17 protein-coding genes are annotated in these 17,880 nt (G+C 68.2%); 6 read left to right on the forward strand and 11 right to left on the reverse strand.

What is annotated here, in order from left to right:
• Positions 1-13: 13 nt before the first annotated feature.
• Positions 14-2,134 (reverse strand): TonB-dependent siderophore receptor, encoded by a 2,121-nt coding sequence (locus AC0IYU_RS12830; protein WP_472117212.1) that lies wholly within the window; start codon positions 2,132-2,134, stop codon positions 14-16.
• Between the two features lie 137 nt (positions 2,135-2,271).
• Here AC0IYU_RS12830 and AC0IYU_RS12835 point away from each other — a divergent pair, with 137 nt between their 5' ends.
• Complete coding sequence (locus AC0IYU_RS12835) at positions 2,272-3,909, forward strand: phospholipase D family protein (protein ID WP_472117215.1); 1,638 nt, start codon at positions 2,272-2,274, stop codon at positions 3,907-3,909.
• A 43-nt stretch (positions 3,910-3,952) separates the two neighbouring features.
• On the opposite strand, the gene AC0IYU_RS12840 is transcribed toward AC0IYU_RS12835, so the two are convergent.
• Both AC0IYU_RS12840 and pyrB read right to left on the reverse strand, forming a co-directional pair.
• A complete protein-coding gene (locus AC0IYU_RS12840) occupies positions 3,953-4,705 on the reverse strand; it encodes a sulfite exporter TauE/SafE family protein (RefSeq protein WP_472117218.1) in 753 nt (250 codons plus the stop codon).
• On the reverse strand, positions 4,705-5,745 hold the full coding sequence (pyrB, locus tag AC0IYU_RS12845; RefSeq protein ID WP_472117221.1) for an aspartate carbamoyltransferase: 1,041 nt from the start codon (positions 5,743-5,745) through the stop codon (positions 4,705-4,707). Before pyrB ends, AC0IYU_RS12840 begins: the two co-directional genes overlap by 1 nt.
• A gap of 82 nt (positions 5,746-5,827) precedes the next feature.
• On the opposite strand from pyrB, the gene AC0IYU_RS12850 reads away from it, so the two are divergent.
• On the forward strand, positions 5,828-6,778 hold the full coding sequence (locus AC0IYU_RS12850; RefSeq protein WP_472117224.1) for a LysR family transcriptional regulator: 951 nt from the start codon (positions 5,828-5,830) through the stop codon (positions 6,776-6,778).
• On the opposite strand, the gene AC0IYU_RS12855 is transcribed toward AC0IYU_RS12850, so the two are convergent.
• The 7 genes from AC0IYU_RS12855 to AC0IYU_RS12885 form a co-directional block, all read right to left on the reverse strand.
• Positions 6,756-8,006, reverse strand: coding sequence for an allantoate amidohydrolase (locus AC0IYU_RS12855; protein WP_472117227.1), 1,251 nt, complete (start codon positions 8,004-8,006; stop codon positions 6,756-6,758). The two genes, AC0IYU_RS12850 and AC0IYU_RS12855, sit on opposite strands and share 23 nt — an antisense overlap.
• Positions 8,007-8,138: 132 nt before the next feature.
• Entirely contained in the window at positions 8,139-8,393 is a 255-nt protein-coding gene (locus tag AC0IYU_RS12860; protein WP_472117230.1) for a zinc ribbon domain-containing protein, read from the reverse strand.
• Positions 8,394-8,406: 13 nt separating this feature from the next.
• Positions 8,407-9,819, reverse strand: a complete 1,413-nt coding sequence (gene hydA / locus AC0IYU_RS12865) for a dihydropyrimidinase (RefSeq protein ID WP_472117232.1) — start codon at positions 9,817-9,819, stop codon at positions 8,407-8,409.
• Positions 9,820-9,871: 52 nt separating this feature from the next.
• A complete protein-coding gene (locus tag AC0IYU_RS12870) occupies positions 9,872-10,807 on the reverse strand; it encodes a dihydrodipicolinate synthase family protein (protein ID WP_472117235.1) in 936 nt (311 codons plus the stop codon).
• Between the two features lie 12 nt (positions 10,808-10,819).
• Complete coding sequence (locus tag AC0IYU_RS12875; RefSeq protein WP_472117238.1) at positions 10,820-11,968, reverse strand: NAD(P)/FAD-dependent oxidoreductase; 1,149 nt, start codon at positions 11,966-11,968, stop codon at positions 10,820-10,822.
• Positions 11,965-13,413, reverse strand: a complete 1,449-nt coding sequence (locus AC0IYU_RS12880) for an FAD-dependent oxidoreductase (RefSeq protein WP_472117240.1) — start codon at positions 13,411-13,413, stop codon at positions 11,965-11,967. The genes AC0IYU_RS12875 and AC0IYU_RS12880 overlap by 4 nt, the downstream gene beginning before the upstream one ends.
• Positions 13,406-13,732, reverse strand: a complete 327-nt coding sequence (locus AC0IYU_RS12885; protein ID WP_472117243.1) for a (2Fe-2S)-binding protein — start codon at positions 13,730-13,732, stop codon at positions 13,406-13,408. The genes AC0IYU_RS12880 and AC0IYU_RS12885 overlap by 8 nt, the downstream gene beginning before the upstream one ends.
• Positions 13,733-13,938: 206 nt before the next feature.
• Between AC0IYU_RS12885 and AC0IYU_RS12890 the strand changes: the two genes are divergently transcribed.
• Genes AC0IYU_RS12890 through AC0IYU_RS12905 form a run of 4 tightly spaced genes read left to right on the forward strand, consistent with a single transcriptional unit; the run spans position 13,939 to position 16,860 of the window.
• The gene (locus tag AC0IYU_RS12890; RefSeq protein WP_472117246.1) at positions 13,939-14,772 is read left to right on the forward strand and encodes a transporter substrate-binding domain-containing protein; all 834 of its coding nucleotides are present in this window, start codon (positions 13,939-13,941) and stop codon (positions 14,770-14,772) included.
• Between the two features lie 15 nt (positions 14,773-14,787).
• Positions 14,788-15,456, forward strand: coding sequence for an amino acid ABC transporter permease (locus tag AC0IYU_RS12895; RefSeq protein WP_435482751.1), 669 nt, complete (start codon positions 14,788-14,790; stop codon positions 15,454-15,456).
• The gene (locus tag AC0IYU_RS12900) at positions 15,456-16,145 is read left to right on the forward strand and encodes an amino acid ABC transporter permease (RefSeq protein ID WP_435482750.1); all 690 of its coding nucleotides are present in this window, start codon (positions 15,456-15,458) and stop codon (positions 16,143-16,145) included. Before AC0IYU_RS12895 ends, AC0IYU_RS12900 begins: the two co-directional genes overlap by 1 nt.
• A complete protein-coding gene (locus AC0IYU_RS12905) occupies positions 16,123-16,860 on the forward strand; it encodes an amino acid ABC transporter ATP-binding protein (protein ID WP_435444926.1) in 738 nt (245 codons plus the stop codon). The genes AC0IYU_RS12900 and AC0IYU_RS12905 overlap by 23 nt, the downstream gene beginning before the upstream one ends.
• Before the next feature lie 72 nt (positions 16,861-16,932).
• Here the strand turns inward: AC0IYU_RS12905 and AC0IYU_RS12910 are convergent, their stop codons facing one another.
• Positions 16,933-17,742, reverse strand: coding sequence for a GntR family transcriptional regulator (locus AC0IYU_RS12910; protein WP_472117248.1), 810 nt, complete (start codon positions 17,740-17,742; stop codon positions 16,933-16,935).
• Positions 17,743-17,880 lie beyond the last annotated feature (138 nt).

The following is a 17,880-nucleotide window of genomic DNA, read 5'->3' on the forward strand; positions in this document are numbered from 1 at the left end:
TTCAGGTCGTAGTCTAGAAGCGGTAGGTGGCGCTCGCGACGACGCTGCGACGCGCACCGTACCAGCAGTCGCCCCGCGCCAGGCAGGTGCTGAAGTAGGTCTTGTCGGTCGCGTTGTTGATGTTCAGGGCGTAGCGCCACTTGGCCGACTCGTAGGCCAGCATCAGGTCCACCAGGGTCACCGAAGGCACGCGCGGCCCCGCGCTGCTGCCGTCCACATCGGTGAAGTCGCTCATGTAGCGCACACCGGCGCCGGCCGAGAAGCCCGGCACCCCGGCGATCGAGAAGCGGTACTTGCCCCACATCGACACCTGGTTGCGCGGCTGTTCGACGAGCTTGCGGTCGACATCGATGTGGGTGTAGTTGGCGATGAGGTCGAAATCGCGCGCCAGCGTCGTCTTGAGTTCGAACTCGACGCCCTTGTTCTTCGTCGCATCGACCTGGCGGCCGTAGTTGGGGTTGGTGCTGTCGGAGACGACACGGTTCTTTTCCTTGAGCGAGAAGACCGACGCGGTGAAGCTCGTCGCCGAGCCCGCGGGCTGGTACTTGACACCGGCCTCCACCTGCTCGCCGCGCAGCGGCTTGAACAGGTTGCCCTCGACGTTCGTGCCAGCCTGCGGGGTGAACGATTCGGTGTAGCTCAGGTAGGGCGACCAGCCCGACGGCAGCGTGTACATCACACCCAGCCGGCGCGAGGTGGCGCTGGTGGTCTCCGAGTCGCTGCCTGCAGTGCCGGCTGTGCTGCGGTCATGGCGCAAGCCGGCCACGAAGATCCAGTTGTCCAGCTTCATCTGGTCCTGCACATAGACGCCGGCGTTGCGCTGGGTGGTGCGGGGCCGGTTGGCGAACTCGGTCACCGGCACGTAGCCGACGCCGTAGACCGGCGCGTACGCGTCGATGGCGCTGTACGAGGAGCCCTCGATCCTGTCCTGGCGCTGGCGCGAATACTCGGCGCCCACCAGGAACGTGTGGCGCACCGCGCCTGTGTTGAAGTGACCTTCGACGTGGTTGTCGACGCCGGTCATGCGCGTCCAGGTCAGCGACTTGTCATTGACACGGCCCAGCAGGCGCTGGCCGGCCGGGTCGAGGCCCCAGCCGCCGGGCAAGGAGAAGAAGTCGCCGTAGTGGTAGTGCGAGTCGTTGAACGTGCGCGACACGCGGAAGTTCTGGCGGAACGTCCAGTCGTCGTTGAACTTGTGCTCGAACATCCAGCCGAAGGTCTTGCGTTCGGTGTCGTAGCCATCGCCCGGCTCGCCGATGAACCGGCTCGAGCGCAGCGGGCCGTTGACGTTTGCCAGGATGGTGCCTTGCCAAGGAAAGAACTGCGAGGTGCTGCCGGTCTTGTCCTTCTGCCACAGGCCCTGCACCGTCAGCGAGGTGGCGGCACTGGGCCGCCAGGTGAGCGACGGCATGATGAGCGAGCGGTCGTCCGGCACGTAGTCGACCTGCGTGTCGGACTTGCGCTGCAGCGCCACCAGTCGGTGCGACCAGTCGCCGTCCGCCGTCAGCGGACCGGTGAGGTCGGCCTGGACCTGCTTGCGGCCGAAGGAGCCGAGCTGCACGCCCACCTCGCGGTACGCCTGCTGCTGCGGGCGCTTGCTGACCATGTTGACCACGCCGCCGGCCGTGCCCGCGCCGAACAGCATGCCGGCAGGCCCGCGCAGCACCTCCAGGCGCTCCAGCGTGTAGGGGTCGGGGCGAGCCGTGGCGGTGTAGTAGCCGGACGAATAGGTCTGCAGTCCGTCGAGATAGACGGAAGGATCGCTGCCGCGCACCGAGAAGCTGTCGGAGCGAGCGTCGAGGCCGTAGGCGTCAGAGCGCACGCCCGCAGCGTAGGTCAGTGCGTCCTGCAGGTTGGTCGCACCTTGATCGACCATCTGGTCCCGGGTGACGACCGTCACCGACTGAGGTGTTTCGGACAGCGGCGTGTCGGTCTTGGTGGCGGTGACGGCGTTCCTTGCGCGGTAGCCGATGACGGGCGAGGTCGCCGTTTCGGCATCAGCATTGGCATCGACCCGGACTTCAGGCAAGGAACCCGCCGTTGTCGTCTGGGCAAGCACCTGGTGCTGCGCATAGATCGCCAGACACCCCACCAGCACCGATACAGCCTTGGGCCGCGCAACCAACCTCTTCATCAGAACCTCGCTCCAAATACAATTAAGAATCATTATTATTTTATGAGGGAAAAGCAGGCACTTCGTCCAATCCCCAGTCACCGAGCGGGGGGTTGCGTTGTGAAATTGCGTCTTCTTTTCGAGGCGAAACAGCTACCATGCCGCCCGCACGCCCCCGTGCGTTTGCGGCCCTCATGTTCAAGCTCATTGCCCTTTTGTCTTCTGCACTGCGCGGCCTGGCCTGGCGCCTGATGGCCCTGGCTGCGGCTTTGGTGCTGGCAGGCTGCGCCGGGCTGCCTCCGCGCATTCCCGAGCCGCCGGCATTCGCGATTGCGGCCTCCGCGTCCACCGAGCTCGGCCGCGCGGCGCTCAGCCTCAATTCACCGCCCGACGGGCTGTCCAGCATGCGCCCGCTGATCGAGGCCTCCTTCGCGCTCGACGCGCGGCTCGAACTCATGCGGCGCGCCACGTCGTCGCTCGACATCCAGACCTACCAGCTGGGCAACGACAAGACCGGCCGGCTGCTGCTGCGCGAAATGCGCAATGCCGCCCGGCGCGGCGTGCGCGTGCGGCTGCTGCTCGACGACTTCTACACGGCCGGCATGGACCCCCTGCTGCTCGGCCTGGCCGCCGAGCCCAACGCCGAGGTGCGGCTGTTCAACCCGTTCGTGAACGCGCGCGACCATTCGTCGGGGCGCTGGCTGGAGTTCTTCGGCGACTTCCGCCGGCTCAACCACCGCATGCACAACAAGCTGTTCGTGGCCGACGGCGCCATGGTCATCGCAGGCGGGCGCAACCTCGCCGACGAGTACTTCCTGCGCAGCGAGAGCGCGAACTTCATCGATTTCGAACTGCTCATGGCCGGTCCGGTGGCCCCCGAGTCCGCCGCCATCTTCGACACCTACTGGAACAGCGACGTGGTCTACCCCCTGCGCCGGGTGGCCAGCACGAGCCGCACACCGCAGGCGCTGAAGGCCGACTTCGAAGAAGCCACCTCCCCGGCCCACGCGCCCTCGCCCGACCCGCTTCCGATCACCGACCTGCTCGGCGACCTGCCGCTGGGCGCGCAGCTCGCCGACGTGGCGCAGCTCCGATGGATGCGCGCCGAGGCGCACGCCACGGCAGACAGCCCCAACAAGGCGCTGGGCGTCATGACGCAGCCCACCGAGTCGCTGGCGCGCCGCTTCCATGAAATGCTGGCCACCGCGCAGTCGAACGTGGTGGTGATCTCGCCCTACTTCATTCCGGGCGACGAAGGCATGGAGCGCATCCGCATGGGGCGCGAGCACGGCATCAACATCACCGTCATCACCAACTCGCTGGCCGACAGCGATGAGCCGCTGGTCAACATCAACTACAACCGCTACCGCGTCGACATGCTCAAGCTGGGCGTGAACCTGTACGAGGTCAGCACGCAGCAGCTGCGCCGCGCCGGCCAGTTCCGCACCCTGCTGAAGAAGGCCCGCGGCCGCCTGCACGCCAAGCTGGCGCTGGTCGACCGCCAGTGGGTGCTGCTAGGTTCCATGAACCTCGACCCGCGCTCGGCGCTTTTGAACACCGAGTTCGGCGTGCGCGTGCGCAGCTTCGAGCTGGCGCAGGCCCTGCTGTTCGCCTACCAGCTCGACGACATCGAAGGCGTGTACCGCGTGACCCTCAACCCCGACGGCCATAACGTGCAGTGGATCGGCACCGGCGACGTCGACAACGAGGTGCTCGACAGCGAGCCCGATTCCAGCATGCTGACGCGGCTGCAGTTGCTGCTGTTCTCGTGGTTCGTACCGACGGACCAGCTGTAGCGGCCCGGCAACCCCGGGCTGCGCGGGCCACGTGTGCCGGCTCCTACCCCGCCGCCCACGCTTCCCACAACAGCTTGGCGCCCAGCAGCAGCGTGAAGGCCTGGAACGCGGTCTTCATGCGCCTGGGGTCCGCCACACGGGCCACCCACGCGCCCAGCCATCCGCCCACCGCGCATCCGACGAACAAGGGAATGCCCAGGCGGAAGTCGACGGCGCCGCTGAAGACGAAGGTGGCCACCGACGCCCCGACCACCAGCAGGTTGATGCGCGTCATGACCGCCGCACTGTCGCGGAACGTGAATCCGTAGCAGCGCATCAGCGCGAAGATCAGGAACGTGCCGAAGCCGGCACCGAAGAACCCGGAATACACGCACAGCCCGAAGATCACCGCCAGGCCAACTGGCGCGCACGGCAGGCGCGCCTGCGCGTCACGCGGGCGTTGCGAGAAGTCGGTCCGGTGCGTGATCCAGAGAATGACGATCATCAGCAGCGCCACCACGATCTTGAGCACCCGGTCGGCAATGCCGACCACCAGCAGCGAGCCCGATACCGATCCCACGACCGCCAGCGGCCACACCACCCAGGGCATCGCCTTGCGCTCGGCGGCGTCACCGCGGTGCGCGAGCGAGCCGGTGACGAAGGAGCCGAGCAGCGCGAACTTGACCGTGGCAATGCTCTGTGCCGCCGAGTGCCCCATGAGCAGCAACAGCGGCACGCCCGCCGTCGCACCGCCGCCGATGGTGACCGCCACCACGCCGATGAAAAGGCCCAGCGCCGGAATCACAAGCAAGGTCATCACGACCTGCCGCCGCCGACCGGGGCCGCGCCGGACCCGACGGCGAGGCAGCGCAGCAGCGCCGCACTGCGCACGGCCACGCCGTTTCGCGCCTGCTGGAAGTACTTGTTCTGCGGCGTGTCGTCGATGTCCGCATCCAGCTCGTCGGTGCGCGGCAGGCAGTGCATGACGACGAGGCCCGGCAATGCGCGGGACAGCAGCGCACGGTGCAGCCGGCACTTGTGCAGCTGGCGCTGGTATGCGGCCGGATCGGTGAATTTTTCCTGCTGCACGCGCACCATGTACACGACGTCGACAAGCCCGATCATTTCCTTCATCGACGAATACTCGAGCGCCGGCACGCCGTTCAATTCGCCGAGTTCACGGGGAAATTCGGTGCCTTCGTCCGCCTCGTGCGGCGCATCGACCACGTGAAGGCGGACATTGCTGAACTTGCGCAACCCCGCGATCAGCGATTTCGCCGCCCGCGAATAACGAATGCCGCCGGCAATGCCCACATGCAGGTTGTCGATGTCGCCGAAATGGTCCTGCAGCGTATAGAGATCGATGAGCGCCTGGCTCGGATGCCGGACCTGTCCCTCGCCGGCATTGATGAGCGGCACGCGCACCGTGTCCTTGATGCGGCGCATGACGCCGTCCTCCGCGTGGCGCGCCACCACCGCGTCGCAATAGAAGCCGGCCATGCGCGTGGTGTCCAGCAGGCTCTCGCCGAGCTCCAGCCGCGTGGTGCGCATGTCGGACACGGTGAGCACGCGCGCGCCCAGGCGGTGCGCTGCCGCCTCGAAGCCCAACCGTGTTCGCGTGCTGGGTTCGAAGAAAAGCGTGCACACCACACGCCCGGCCAGCGCGTGCCTGAAGATTTCGGGTGTGCGACGCAAATGATCGACGGTCGAAAACAATTTCTCGATATCGATCCTGGAAAGATCCTCGATGGAAATAAGGTCCTGCATGCCAATCCCCTTGAGCAGTTTGTTTGAAACGCGTCCATGGGGTCCTTGGCATATAACCTGCCGTGCGGATCTTGCCGCCCTGGCATCCATTCGTTCGGCCAGTGTTCTGCTCTTTGCCCCTCCCCAACTCATTCTTGTAGTCGCGCATGCTTGAAAGAAGCCGTGCATCGTTATGCACCCCATAAAAAACAATTTGGCTTTGTCTATTAATTTCGAGCAATTGCGCACTTTTTCACTGGTGCTCGAATTAGGTAGCTTTTCAGCCGCCGCCGAACGGCTCGGCCTGACGCAGCCGGCGGTCAGCGTGCAGGTGAAGCAACTCGAAAGGCGCCTCGGCGTGCGCCTGATCGAACGGGTCGGCCGCAGGGTCGGTCCCACGCCCGCGGGCACCGACCTGATGGCGGAGTTGCCCCAGGTGGTGGCGGCGCTGTCCAACGCGATCAATGCCGCCACGTTCCATTCGGCGGGCGTGGCCGGCCGTGTGCGGCTCGGCACTGGCGGCACCAGCTGCCTCTACCTGCTGCCCGCGGCGCTGCGCGACCTGCGCGCGCGCTATCCGCTGCTCAACATCATCGTGAGCACGGGCAACACCGAGGGCTACGTGCGGCGCGTGGAAGACAACACGGTCGACGCTGCCGTGGTCACGCTGCCGGTCAGCTCGCGCGCGCTGGCCGTGACGCCGATCCTTCGCGACGAGTTCGTGGCCATCTGCCAGCGCGGCAGCACCGAGTGGCCGGCCGAAGTGACGGCGGCCATGCTCGGCTCGCTGCCGCTCGTCAAGTTCGTGTCGGAAGCCAGCACGCGCAGCCTCGTCGACGATTGGCTGCGGCGCGGCGGATGCACGTCGCCGCCGGTGATGGAGTTCGACAGCGTCGAGGCCATCAAGGCCATGGTGGCGGCCGGCCTGGGCGTGGCGATCCTGCCGAGGATGGCGGTCACGGGCCCTGGGCATCACCCCGAGCTCGACCTGCGAGCGCTGTACCCGCCACTGCACCGCACCCTGGCGCTCGTCACCCGCAACGACAAGCCGCTGAGCAAGGGCTTGCGGCAGGTGATCGACGCCGTCGTCGCGGCGGGGCGGGCCTTCGAAGCGGCGGCGGCTAGCGTGCGTCCAGCAGCCTGAGCGTTTGCGCCAGCACCCGGGTGCCGGCGGCCACCTGCTCCTTGCTGGCCCACTCTTCCTGGCAGTGGCTGCGGCCGTTCAGGCAGGGGATGAAGATCATCCCCATCGGGCCCGTCGCTGCGACGTGCATCGCGTCGTGGCCGGCGCCGCTGGGCAGCGCTCGGTGCGCCAGCGCCAGGCCGTCGGCGGCCTGGGCAACGGCCTGCATGACGATGTCGTCGCACCGCGTGGGCGGCGTGCGCGTGAGGGGTGCGGCGCTGCAGGCGACACGCAGCCGCTGGAAGTCGTCGCGGCACAGGGCCATCACGCGCTCGGGGAAATCGTCGAGCACCGTCTGCGCATTGCTGCGCACCTCCAGCACCATGTCGACCCGGCCGGGCACGGCGTTGGGCACGTTGGGGCTCATCGAGAGGCGCCCGACCGTCGCCACCACGTAGTGCGGACTGCCGTCCATGGCGCAGGCCTCGCGGTGCACCGTGTCGATCAGCCGGGCCGCGCCGACGAGGGCGTCGCGGCGGATGTCCATCGGGGTGGTGCCGGCGTGGTCCGGTTGCCCGGTCACGGTGAACGCGACGCGGCGGATGCCCACGATGTCGGTGACCACGCCGATCGGCAGGCCCTCGCGCTCCAGCACCGGCCCCTGCTCGATGTGCAGCTCCACGAAGGAGGCGATGCCGCCGGGTCCGCGGGCCGCGCTGGCCAGGTCGTCGGGCCGTGCGCCGATGCGCCGCATGGCCTGCGCCAGGCTTTCGCCGGCCTCGTTGCAGGAAGCCAGCATGGCCGCGTCCAGCGTGCCGGCGAAAGCACGGCTTCCCACGCAGGAAATGCCGTAGTCGCTGGGCTCTTCCGAGAGAAAGTCGATCACTTCCAGCGGATGGCGCAGCAAGACGCCGCCCTCGTGGAGCGACTGCGCCACCTCCAGCCCCGCCAGCACGCCCAGGATGCCGTCGAAACGCCCACCGCCCACCACGGTGTCGCAATGCGACCCGGTGACGAGCGGCGCCAGCCCGGGTTCGGTGCCCTCGCGGCGCCCGGTCAGGTTGCCGGCGGCGTCGGTGCGCACGCTGAGCCCGGCCTGCTCGAACTGGCCGCGCAGCCAGTTCCTGGCTTCGTCGAATTCGGGCGAGAAGGCGCGGCGCGTCCAGGGAACGTCAGGGCGGGTGAAAGAGGCGAGGGTCTCGAGGCGCTGCCAGAGGCGATCGGCCTGGATGCGGAAGGTTGAGGGCATCCCCGCATGGTGACGTGCGCGGCGCGTTCCATGAAGCGGGAACGGGTAATGCAAGCCATAAAGCATTTTTTGCCCACCCTCGGACGGGCCCGTCGAAGAAACTTGACGACGCGTAAAAGACCGCCCGACGGTTCACGCGCTGGCAGGCGGACAGCAGGCGCACCCGCCACCCGGGCGCAGGCGCCGGTAGCCCGGCGCATCGCCGTGCGCTGCCGCGCGGCCTGGACCTTCCTGGCTGCGCCGGGTGCCCAGCGACTGAGGCACGCTCAGCGCGCGGTCCGACGGCGCGCCGCACGCGGGGCACGGCGCCGGCCGGTCGAACAAGGCCATCGGCCGTCGCTCGACGAAGGGGCCGCAGCGCGCGCAGGCGTAGTCGTAGGTGGGCATGCCGCGTCGCCGGCTACCAGCCGCCCGATTCCCCGCGCACCACATAGCGGCCGCTGCCGGCCTTGCCGAGCCATCGCTCGCCGTCGACGATGAGTTCGCCGCGCAACAGCACCTTCTTCACCTGCCCCGTCACGCCGTGGCCTTCGAACAGCGTGAAATCGCAGTTGCCGTGCTGCGTCTTCGCCGAGATGACGTGCTGCGCCTCCGGGTCGAAGATCACCAGGTCGGCATCGCTGCCGACGGCGATCGTGCCCTTTTGCGGAAACAGGCCGAACAGCTTCGACGGCGCCGTGGACACCAGCTCCACGAAGCGGTTCAGCGAGATGCGGCCCGCGCGCACGCCGCCGTCGTAGAGGGTCGGCATGCGCGTTTCCACGCCGGGCACGCCGTTGGGAATCTTCGAGAAATCGTTCTGGCCGTACGGCTTCTGGTTGATGCGCCCCAGGTGCCCTTCCTTCATGCAGAAGGGGCAATGGTCGGTCGAGACCAGTTGCAGGTCGTCGGTGCGCAGTGCGGTCCACAAGGCCTGCTGCGACGTCTTGGAGCGAAGGGGCGGGCTCATCACGTAGCGCGCCAGATCGAAGTCTTCGCTGTCGTAGGCACTGTCGTCGAAGAAAAGGTAGTGCGGGCAGGTCTCGGCGAACACCGGCACCCCCATGTCCCGCGCCTCGACCACGTGCTTGAGCGCCTCCCTGGCCGAGAGGTGCACGAAGTACACCGGCGCGTCGGCGAGCTCGGCCAGCTTGATGCCGCGGTGCGTGGCCTCGCCCTCCATGATCGCAGGGCGCGTGAGCGCGTGGTACTTGGGCGCGGTGTGGCCCTGGGCCAGCGCCTCCTTGATGAGCAGCTCGATGATGGTTCCGTTCTCGGCGTGCAGCGCGATCATGCCGCCGTGCTGCCCGACCATGCGCATCGCCTGGAAGATGGCCGCGTCGTCGACCATCACCGACCCCGGGTAGGCCATGAACATCTTGAAGCTGGAGACGCCTTCATGCCGGATCGCATGCTGCATGTCGGCCAGCACCTGCTCGTCCACCCCGGTCACGATGACGTGGAAGCCGTAGTCGATGCAGGCCCCGTCGGCGCCTTTGGCGCGGGCGCGTTCGATGGCCTCGAGCACGCTCACTCCCTTGCGCTGGAAGGCGAAGTCCACGATGGTGGTGGTGCCGCCGAAAGCGGCCGACCGCGTCCCCGACTCGAAGCTGTCGCACGTGGTCGAGTCGCCGAAGGTGTTGTCCATGTGGGTGTGGCAATCCACGCCGCCCGGCAGCACCAGCATGCCGGCGGCGTCGATGACCTCGACGTCGGGCCCGACGTCGAGCGTGCGGCCGATGGCGACGATGCAGCCGTCGTCGATCAGCAGGTCGGCGGTGTAGTCGTCCACGGCCGTGACGATGCGGCCGTTGCGGATGATCTTGCGGGTCATGGGTGCGTTCTCCTGGGTCGGGTCGGGTCGGGTCGGTTCAGTTCAGTTCAGTTCATGCGGTCACGCCGGCTTCGGCCAGCGCACGCTCCAGGGCCGCCACCTCCTCGCGCGGCAACGGTCCCAGCGGCGCGCGCATGGCGTCGCTCGGAAAGCGGCCGAGCAGCTTGAGGCAGGTCTTCAGGCGCGCCGTCGCGTAGCCGCCGGGCGCCGTGCCGTAGATCGCCTTGGCGAGCGGATAGATGCGTTCGTTGAGGCGGCGCGCCGTCGCGAGATCGCCGCGCTTCATCGCAAGGTCGAGGTCGATCACCAGCTCGGGAACGACCGCGGCGAGGCTCACAAGGCTGCCTTCGCTGCCGACGGCGAAGCAGGTCAGCAGGTGCTCGTCGCCCGAGGCCATCATGGCGACGTGCGGCGCCACCCGCTTCACCAGCCGGCGGTTGGCCTCGTAGGCCGCGGCCTCCCAGCTGCCCTCCTTGACGCCGACCACATGCGGCAGCTGCACCAGCTCGGCCAGCACCTCGGGGCGATAGCCCAAGGTGCCCGCATTGACGCCGGCCTGGTAGAGCATCAGGGGCAGGCCCGCATTGGCGTTGGCGATCCGGTGGTGCGTCACGGCCATGCGCGCGTCCTGCGAGAGCGCCCACGAGAACGGCGGAAAGACCAGCACGGCGTCGGCCCCCGCGGCCTTCGCATCGTCGACGTGGCGCTGGGCCTCGAAACTGTCCTCGGCATTGATGCCGCACACCAGCAGCGAACGCGGGCCGCAGACCTCGAACGCGATCTCGGTCACGCGGCGCTTCTCTTCGCGCGAGAGCGTGAAGTTCTCGCCGGCGTGGCCGTTGATCAGCAGCCCCTTCATGCCCGGCACGCGGGCGTTGGCTTCGAGATGACGCGCCAGCGTCGCTTCGTCGATGCGGCCGTCGTCGTGCAGCGGGCACAGGGTGGCGGCATAGATGCCGTGGAAAGCGTCGGGTTGTTCAGGAATCATGGCAACGGGTTGTCAAGCGCCAGGCATCGGCATGCCCAGCAGGCGGGCGGGATCGAAAAGAGGCAGGTCGGGTTGCTGCCCGAGGATGTGCTGGGCCATGATCCGGCCCATGAACGGGCCGCTGGTGTAGCCCGAATGGGCGCTGCCGACCACGTAGGCCCGCGGCACGCCGGGCACCTCGCCCACGATCGGCATGGCGTCGGCGGTCTCGGCCTCCAGTCCGAGCCAGATGCGCGCGATGCGGGCTTCGGCCAGGGCGGGCACGGCATAGGCGGCCAGGCGCATGTTGCCCACGAGGTTCTGCGCGCGAACCTCGACGCCCCCGCGCTCGCGGTCGCCCTCGCCCTGCCAGCCGCCGCCGATCAGCACGGTGCCGTTGGCGAACTGCTTGAGCGACAGCAGCCCGTTGGCCACACTGAGCACGGTGCGCATCACCGGCCGGATGCGCTCGGTCACGATGAGCTGGTTGACCAGCACCTTGATGGGAATCCGCACGCCGAGCCAGGCCAGCATGTCCTCGATCCACACACCGCCCGCGAGCACCACGCGCGCCGCCTGCAAGGGCGCTCGGCCCACCGCGCCGGCAAAGCGCACGCGGTGGCCCGCATCGCCGGAATCGATGGCCTCGACGGGCGCGTTCTCGATCACCGCCACACCCGCGGCAGTGAGCGCGTGGCGAAAGGCACGGCCCGTGAGGTAGGCGCTCGCGAAGCCGTCGATGTCGCAGTAGCCCGCCTTCATCAGCCCGGGATGCACGCCGGGTTCGATCTCTCGCGCGCGCGCCGCCGAAATGACTTCGATGGGTGCCCCGTATTCGCGGCGCGCCCTGGCACGCAGGTCGACCAGCTCGCACTCGGCCTCGGTGAAGGCCAGCGTGAGGCCCGGTACGTGCGTGGCGAGCACGCCCATGCCCAGCCATTGCTCGGCATCCATCCACATCTGCCAGGCGCGCATGGCATAGGGCACCAGCGCGGCGCGCGTCATGTGCAGCGTCAGCGTGCCGGCGTTGACGCCGGACGCCTCGCGGCACAGCGGCCCGCGGTCGACCAGCGCGACCCGCATGCCGCCTCGCGCCAGATGCAGCGCGGTCGAGCAGCCCATGACACCGCCGCCGATCACGACCGCGTCGTAGGCCGAAGAGGAGCCTGCGCCGCGGCTCACAGCGGGGCCGCCTTCGGAATGGGGATGTCGGCGTAGGTGTAGTCGCCGGCCACCTCGGCGAGCGAGACCGGCCGCAACGGCGCCCGGCCAGTGAAGCAGCCTGCGGCTTCGCGGCTGCCCACGTGGGCGGCGAGCAATGCCCCCGCGACGTCCCCGCAGGTGCGCCCCTGGCAGGGGCCCATGCCGCAGCGGGTCCAGGCCTTGAGCTGGTTCATGTCGCGCGCCCCGTCGCGCGCGGCGGCGTCGATCTCGCCGCGGGTCACGTCCTCGCAGCGGCAGACCACCGTGTCGGGCGCGATGCCTGCGAGGCTGCCGTTTCGCAAGGCCATCAGGCCCGCCATCGCGCGCCCGAAGCGCGCGGGCTTGCGCCACTGCGCGAGCAGGCGATCGCGCTCGCGCGCATGGGCCTCGGCGGTCAAGCGGCCCAGATCGTGGGCGCAGGCGACGGCCGCAAGCTCGCCATGGGCGCCGGCCGCAGCGGCACCGGCAATGCCCGCCCCGTCGCCGGCGACGTACAGGCCGGCGATGGAGGTACGGCCCTCGACGTCGGCGTGTGCGATCCAGCCGCCGCGCGCCGCGTCGTAGCGATGGCGCGCCCGCAGCAGCCGGGTCACGTCGGTACCCGGCACCAGGCCGTGCCCCACGGCGACAGCGTCCGCATCGAAAGCCACAGGCGCGATGCGCGCAAGAGGCGCACCGGTCGTGTCGACCTGCTGCGCGTGAATACGGAACCCGTCGCCGAGCGCCTCGACCGACGCAATGCCGTGCCGATAGAACATCGGCACCCCCGCCATGCGCAGGCGCGCCTGCCATTGCATGCCCTGCCACAGCAGATCGGGCCGGCCGGCCAGCGAAGGCAGGGTTCGCAGCCAGTCCGCGCGGCTGGCCAGGTCCAGCACCGCGGCGACCTCGCCGCCGGCCTTGAGGATGCCGGTCGCCACGGCCAGCAGCAGCGGACCGCTGCCGGCGACCACCGTGCGCCGGCCGGGCAGCATGTTCTGAGACTTGAGAAGGATGGTGGCCGCGGCCAGGCCGATCACCCCGGGCTCGGTCCACCCGGCGAAGGGCACGACGCGCTCGGTGGTGCCGGTCGCCACCAGCAGGGCGCGCGGCTGCCAGCTCGCCACGCCGCCGGGGCCGATCAGGTCGGTGCGCAGGCTGCTGCCCACGTTCCATACCTTGTGGCCGAACAGGCAGCGCACGCCCGAGCGATGCAGTTCGGCGCGCAGGGCGTCGCCCTGCATGGCTTCGTGCGACGGCCGGACGCCGGCGGCCCGCATGAAGCCAGGCGGCAGCGCGCGCCACACCTGGCCGCCTGCGTCCGGGTTCTCGTCGACCAGCAGCACGTCCAGGCCGCAGGCTTGCGCGCGCAAGGCCGCGCGCGCACCGGCCGGACCGGCACCGATCACCAGCAAGTCGACGGGTGAAGGGAGCGCTTCAGCCAAGGCGCTGCTCCCGGAAGTCGAGCGATTCGATCGCCAGGCCTGCCACCACCGGCACCTGGCAGGCCGCCAGCTTGCGTTCGCCGACCCACACCAGGCATTCCTGGCAGGAGCCCATGAGGCAGAACATGCCACGCGGTGCGCCGTTGCGCGGGCTGCGCCGAAGTTCGCGCCGCCCCGCGGCAAGCAGCGCCGCCGCGACGCTTTCGCCTTCGAAGGCTTCGACCGGGTGGCCGTCGGCCGTGAAGCGCACCGCAGGCCCGCGCCGCACCGCCCGCTCGTCGCGCAGCGAGGGCATTGCAGAAGTTGAGCTTTTCGTCATGAAAGGAAGTGGCCGGATGAACAGGCAAACCCGAAGCGCAAGCTTGGACTGGACCGATGGAATTTTATTGTATACATTCAATATATAAATCTTATATTTTTTGCAGACAACGCGCCATCTGGCATTCGTCTTGCATCCGTCCACCCGGCAATCCGGAGCGCTTCGGCGCCTCTGGCTCAACCTTCAACCTCTAGGAGTTTTTCTCGATGAAGCAAACAAGGAACGCCGTCCGCCGCACCCTCCTGGTGGCCGGTTCGCTCGCGCTGGGGTCGGCCCTGATGGGCCTGCCGATGGCCAGCTCGGCCCGCACGCTCGATGAAATCGTGGCCAGCAAGAAGCTGGTGGTCGGCGTCAACCCGACCCTTCCGCCGCTGGGCATCTTCAACGACAAGAACGAGATCGACGGCTTCGACGTCGACATCGCGCGCAAGCTCGGCGAACTGCTGGGCGTCAAGACGGAGATCGTGCAGGTCGGCTCGCCCGACCGCATTCCCTTCGTGAGCAGCGGCAAGATCGATGCCGTGCTCGGCGCCATGACGATCACGCCCGAGCGCCAGAAGGTGATCGACTTCACCGTGCCCTTGCACACCGAGGTGCTGGGCGTGCTGACCACCAAGGCCAAGCCCTACAAGGACTGGATGGAGCTCAACGATCCGGCGGTCCGGCTGGTCGAGGTGCGCGGTGCCACGCCCGTGAAGCTGGTGCAGGAAAAGCTGCCCAAGGCGCAGTTGCTGCTGCTGGACAACTACCCCGACGCGGTGCGTGCCATTGCCCAGGGCCGGGCCGACGCGATGATCGACGTGATGGACTTCATGACCGAGCACACGGCCAAGCACAAGATCGACTGGCGCATCGTGGACGCCCCCATCGAGGTCTACTTCTGCGGCATCGGCGTGCAGAAGGGCAACGACGCGCTGCGCGAGAAGCTCACCGGCGCCATCAAGGAAATGCACAAGAGCGGCTACGTGGACGAACGCTGGAAGAAGTGGTTCGGCGGCCCGATGCTGCACGATCCGCGCACCGCAGCGAGCTACAAGTAAGGCCGCAGGGGGCGCATGCAGTTCGACTATTCATCGGTGCTGGAGCGCCTGCCCTACCTGGTCGGCGGCGCCTGGCTGAGCCTGCAGATCGCGTTCCTCGCGTTCGCGCTCGGCATGCTGCTCGGCCTGGGCGGTGCCTCGGTGCGCGCCTACGGCCCGCGGTGGGCGCGCCGCATCGTCGGCGCCTACGTGGTGTTCTTCACCAACACGCCGCAGCTCATCCAGATCTTCTTCATCTTCTTCGCGCTGCCCGACGCGGGCATCCTGCTGTCGCCCTACCAGGCCGTGCTGATCGGCATGACGCTCAATGCCGGTGCGTACCTGACCGAAATCCAGCGCGCGGGCTTCGAATCGGTGCGCCTGCCCGAGCTGGAGGCCGCCGAAACGCTGGGCTTCTCCCGCATCCAGACCATTCGCTACGTGATCCTGCCGCACATCGTGCGCGTGCTGTTTCCGCCGCTGTCCAACCAGTACATCCTGATGACCCTGGGCACCTCGATGGCGGCCATCTTCGGCGTCGAGGAACTCACCGGACGGGCCTACAACATCAACGCCGAGACCTTTCGCTCGATCGAGGTGTTCTCCGTCGTGGCGGTGCTCTACCTCGTGATCACCCTGATCGCCACGCTGTCGCTGGCCTTCGTGGGCAAGCGCTTCTTCCGCGCCAAGATGAGGTGGTTCTGATGCTCGACCAGATCCTGCAGGAGCTGCCTCGCTTCTTCAGCTACTACAACCTGCTGTTCTTCGCGAAGGCGCTGGGCGTGACATTCGCGCTGTCCGCCATCGGCTGCATCGTCGGCTTCTCGCTGGGCTTCGTGCTGGCGGCGGTGCGGCTGGGCGACCGGCCCGCCGGCATGCCGCTGCGCGTTGCGGCCACGGCCTTCATCGAGCTGTTCAGGCGCATCCCGTTCCTGGTCACGTTGATGCTGGTGTTCTTCATCTTCCAGGGCCTGCACGCCGACCTCGCCATGTTCACGGTGGCCCTGATCAGCGTGTGCCTGATCGCCACCGCCTTCATTGCGGAGATCGTGCGCAGCGGGCTCGAGTCGGTGCACCGCAATCAGTGGGACGCGGCGGCGGCCATGAACTTCAGCTACCTGCAGACGCTGCGCCTGGTGATCGTGCCGCAGGCCTGGAAGATCATTCTTCCGCCGGTCTTCGGCTTCTTCGTGCTGTTCATCAAGGACACCGCGCTGGCCTCGCAGATCGGCGTCGTCGAGCTGGCCTTCGCCGGCAAGACGATGAACAACAAGGGCTTCTCGGCCACGCTGGTCTACGGCACGGTGCTGGCGCTTTATTTCATGCTGTCCTATCCGCTGGCCCGGTTCGGCAAATACCTGGAGAAAAAACTTGCCCCAACTCGAAATCGTTGACCTCAAGGCCAACTACGGCGCGCACACCGTACTCGAGCGCATCAACCTGTCGGTGGACAAGGGAGAGATCGTCAGCCTCATCGGGCCGTCGGGCTCGGGCAAGAGCACCTTGCTGCGCGTGCTCATGGGCCTGCTGCCGCCCATCGAGGGCCAGGTTCGCATCGACGGCCAGGCCCTGGACTACAACGACCGGGAGCAACTTCGCCGCGTGCGCTCGCAGATGGCCATCGTGTTCCAGCAGTACAACCTGTTCCAGAACATGACGGTGCTCGACAACGTCACGGTCGCCCCCATCAAGGTCAAGGGACGCCCGCGCAAGCAGGTCGAGGACTATGCGGTCCAGCTGCTCGAGAAGGTGGGCATGGGGGCCAAGCTGAAGTCCTACCCCGACCAGCTGTCGGGCGGCCAGCAGCAGCGCGTGGCGATCGCGCGCGCGCTGGCGCTGCAGCCGGGCATCCTGCTGCTCGACGAGGTCACGGCCGCCCTCGACCCCGAGCTGGTCAACGAAGTGCTCGACACCGTGCGGCTGCTGGCCGCCGAGGGCATGACGATGTTCATCGTCTCGCACGAGATGGGCTTCGTGCGCGAGGTGTCGAGCAAGGTCGTCTTCATGGCCGACGGGCACGTGGTCGAGGTCGGCGACCCGCGGCAGATCTTCGACGCGCCCCGCGAGGCCCGCACCCGCGATTTCGTCGGCAAGATCCTGCGGCACTGAAAGGGGCTCGCACCGCGGGCAGGCTCGCCCGTCCCGCCGGTGCCGCCAGTGCCACGGGCTGCGCCCGCGCTGCTAGTGCGGCGGGAAGCCGGTGACCAGTCCGTTGCTGAGCCTGGAGAGCGTGTAGCGCGCCAGGTGGCGCAGGTGCGCAATGACGGCCTCTTCGGCCGCTTTCGCGTTGCCCGCGATGTAGGCGTCCAGGATGGCCAGGTGCTCGGCCCTGTCGTCCTCGATGCGGTTGAACGGGTCGACCACCTCGAACAGACGGCACAGCACGCGCAGGTGCGCGATCGTCTCGGCCAGCATGGCGTTGCCGGAGGCCCGCGCGAACAGGCCGTGGATCTCGTCGTCGGCGTGCCAGTGGCTCGAACCCTGCTGGCTCGAATCCAGCGACAGGATGTCGCTGCGCAGGCGCTGCACCAGTTCCGCGGGCACATGCCCCATGGCGAGCGACACGGCCTGCGACTCCAGCCGTTCGCGCACCTGCAGGCACTGGAAGTAATGCGACGCGGTGATGCGCCGCACCGCGTACGAGCGCGCATTGGCCCGCACCAGCAGGCCTTCGCCCTCGAGCCGGAGCAGGGCCTCGCGCAAGGGCGTTCGCGACATCTGCAGGCGCTCGGCCAAGCGCCCTTCGACCAGCACTTCGCCACCGGTCAACTCGCGCTGCAGAATGAGCCGCCTCACGACGGCGTAGGCCCGGTCGGTCAGATTCTTCGAGGCTTCGCCCGACGCGTCGGGCTCGGCGGACGCGTCGGCCCCGGTCCTGGCAACGCCCGGCCCGGGCTTGCGGGCGCCCGAGGCCTTGACCGCTGCTGCGGTCTTGCCGGGCTTGCCGGGCTTGGCGCGCGGCGCCGGCTTGATCGGGGCTGGGGGTTTCATATGTTTGTCTACAAACTGTGTGCAATCGAACGATGCCACAGCATACGTCAGGCATCGCAGTGCCCGCGAGGCTGGTTCGGCCTTGCGGAACCGACGCGTCCGGCAACTCGGAAAACGGCCCTGAAATGCGGCGCCCCC

This window comes from Variovorax sp. AC103 (assembly GCF_979254005.1).

Bases quoted from the DNA above. Each gene is read 5' to 3' on its own strand.
- AC0IYU_RS12835 (WP_472117215.1), top strand. From the start codon at position 2,272: ATGCCGCCCGCACGCCCCCGTGCGTTTGCGGCCCTCATGTTCAAGCTC.
- AC0IYU_RS12885 (WP_472117243.1), bottom strand. From the start codon at position 13,732: ATGACGAAAAGCTCAACTTCTGCAATGCCCTCGCTGCGCGACGAGCGG.
- AC0IYU_RS12830 (WP_472117212.1), bottom strand. From the start codon at position 2,134: ATGAAGAGGTTGGTTGCGCGGCCCAAGGCTGTATCGGTGCTGGTGGGG.
- AC0IYU_RS12855 (WP_472117227.1), bottom strand. From the start codon at position 8,006: ATGCCCTCAACCTTCCGCATCCAGGCCGATCGCCTCTGGCAGCGCCTC.
- AC0IYU_RS12895 (WP_435482751.1), top strand. From the start codon at position 14,788: ATGCAGTTCGACTATTCATCGGTGCTGGAGCGCCTGCCCTACCTGGTC.
- hydA (WP_472117232.1), bottom strand. From the start codon at position 9,819: ATGACCCGCAAGATCATCCGCAACGGCCGCATCGTCACGGCCGTGGAC.
- AC0IYU_RS12910 (WP_472117248.1), bottom strand. From the start codon at position 17,742: ATGAAACCCCCAGCCCCGATCAAGCCGGCGCCGCGCGCCAAGCCCGGC.
- AC0IYU_RS12900 (WP_435482750.1), top strand. From the start codon at position 15,456: ATGCTCGACCAGATCCTGCAGGAGCTGCCTCGCTTCTTCAGCTACTAC.
- AC0IYU_RS12850 (WP_472117224.1), top strand. From the start codon at position 5,828: ATGCACCCCATAAAAAACAATTTGGCTTTGTCTATTAATTTCGAGCAA.
- AC0IYU_RS12840 (WP_472117218.1), bottom strand. From the start codon at position 4,705: ATGACCTTGCTTGTGATTCCGGCGCTGGGCCTTTTCATCGGCGTGGTG.
- AC0IYU_RS12890 (WP_472117246.1), top strand. From the start codon at position 13,939: ATGAAGCAAACAAGGAACGCCGTCCGCCGCACCCTCCTGGTGGCCGGT.
- AC0IYU_RS12860 (WP_472117230.1), bottom strand. From the start codon at position 8,393: ATGCCCACCTACGACTACGCCTGCGCGCGCTGCGGCCCCTTCGTCGAG.
- pyrB (WP_472117221.1), bottom strand. From the start codon at position 5,745: ATGGATGCCAGGGCGGCAAGATCCGCACGGCAGGTTATATGCCAAGGA.
- AC0IYU_RS12870 (WP_472117235.1), bottom strand. From the start codon at position 10,807: ATGATTCCTGAACAACCCGACGCTTTCCACGGCATCTATGCCGCCACC.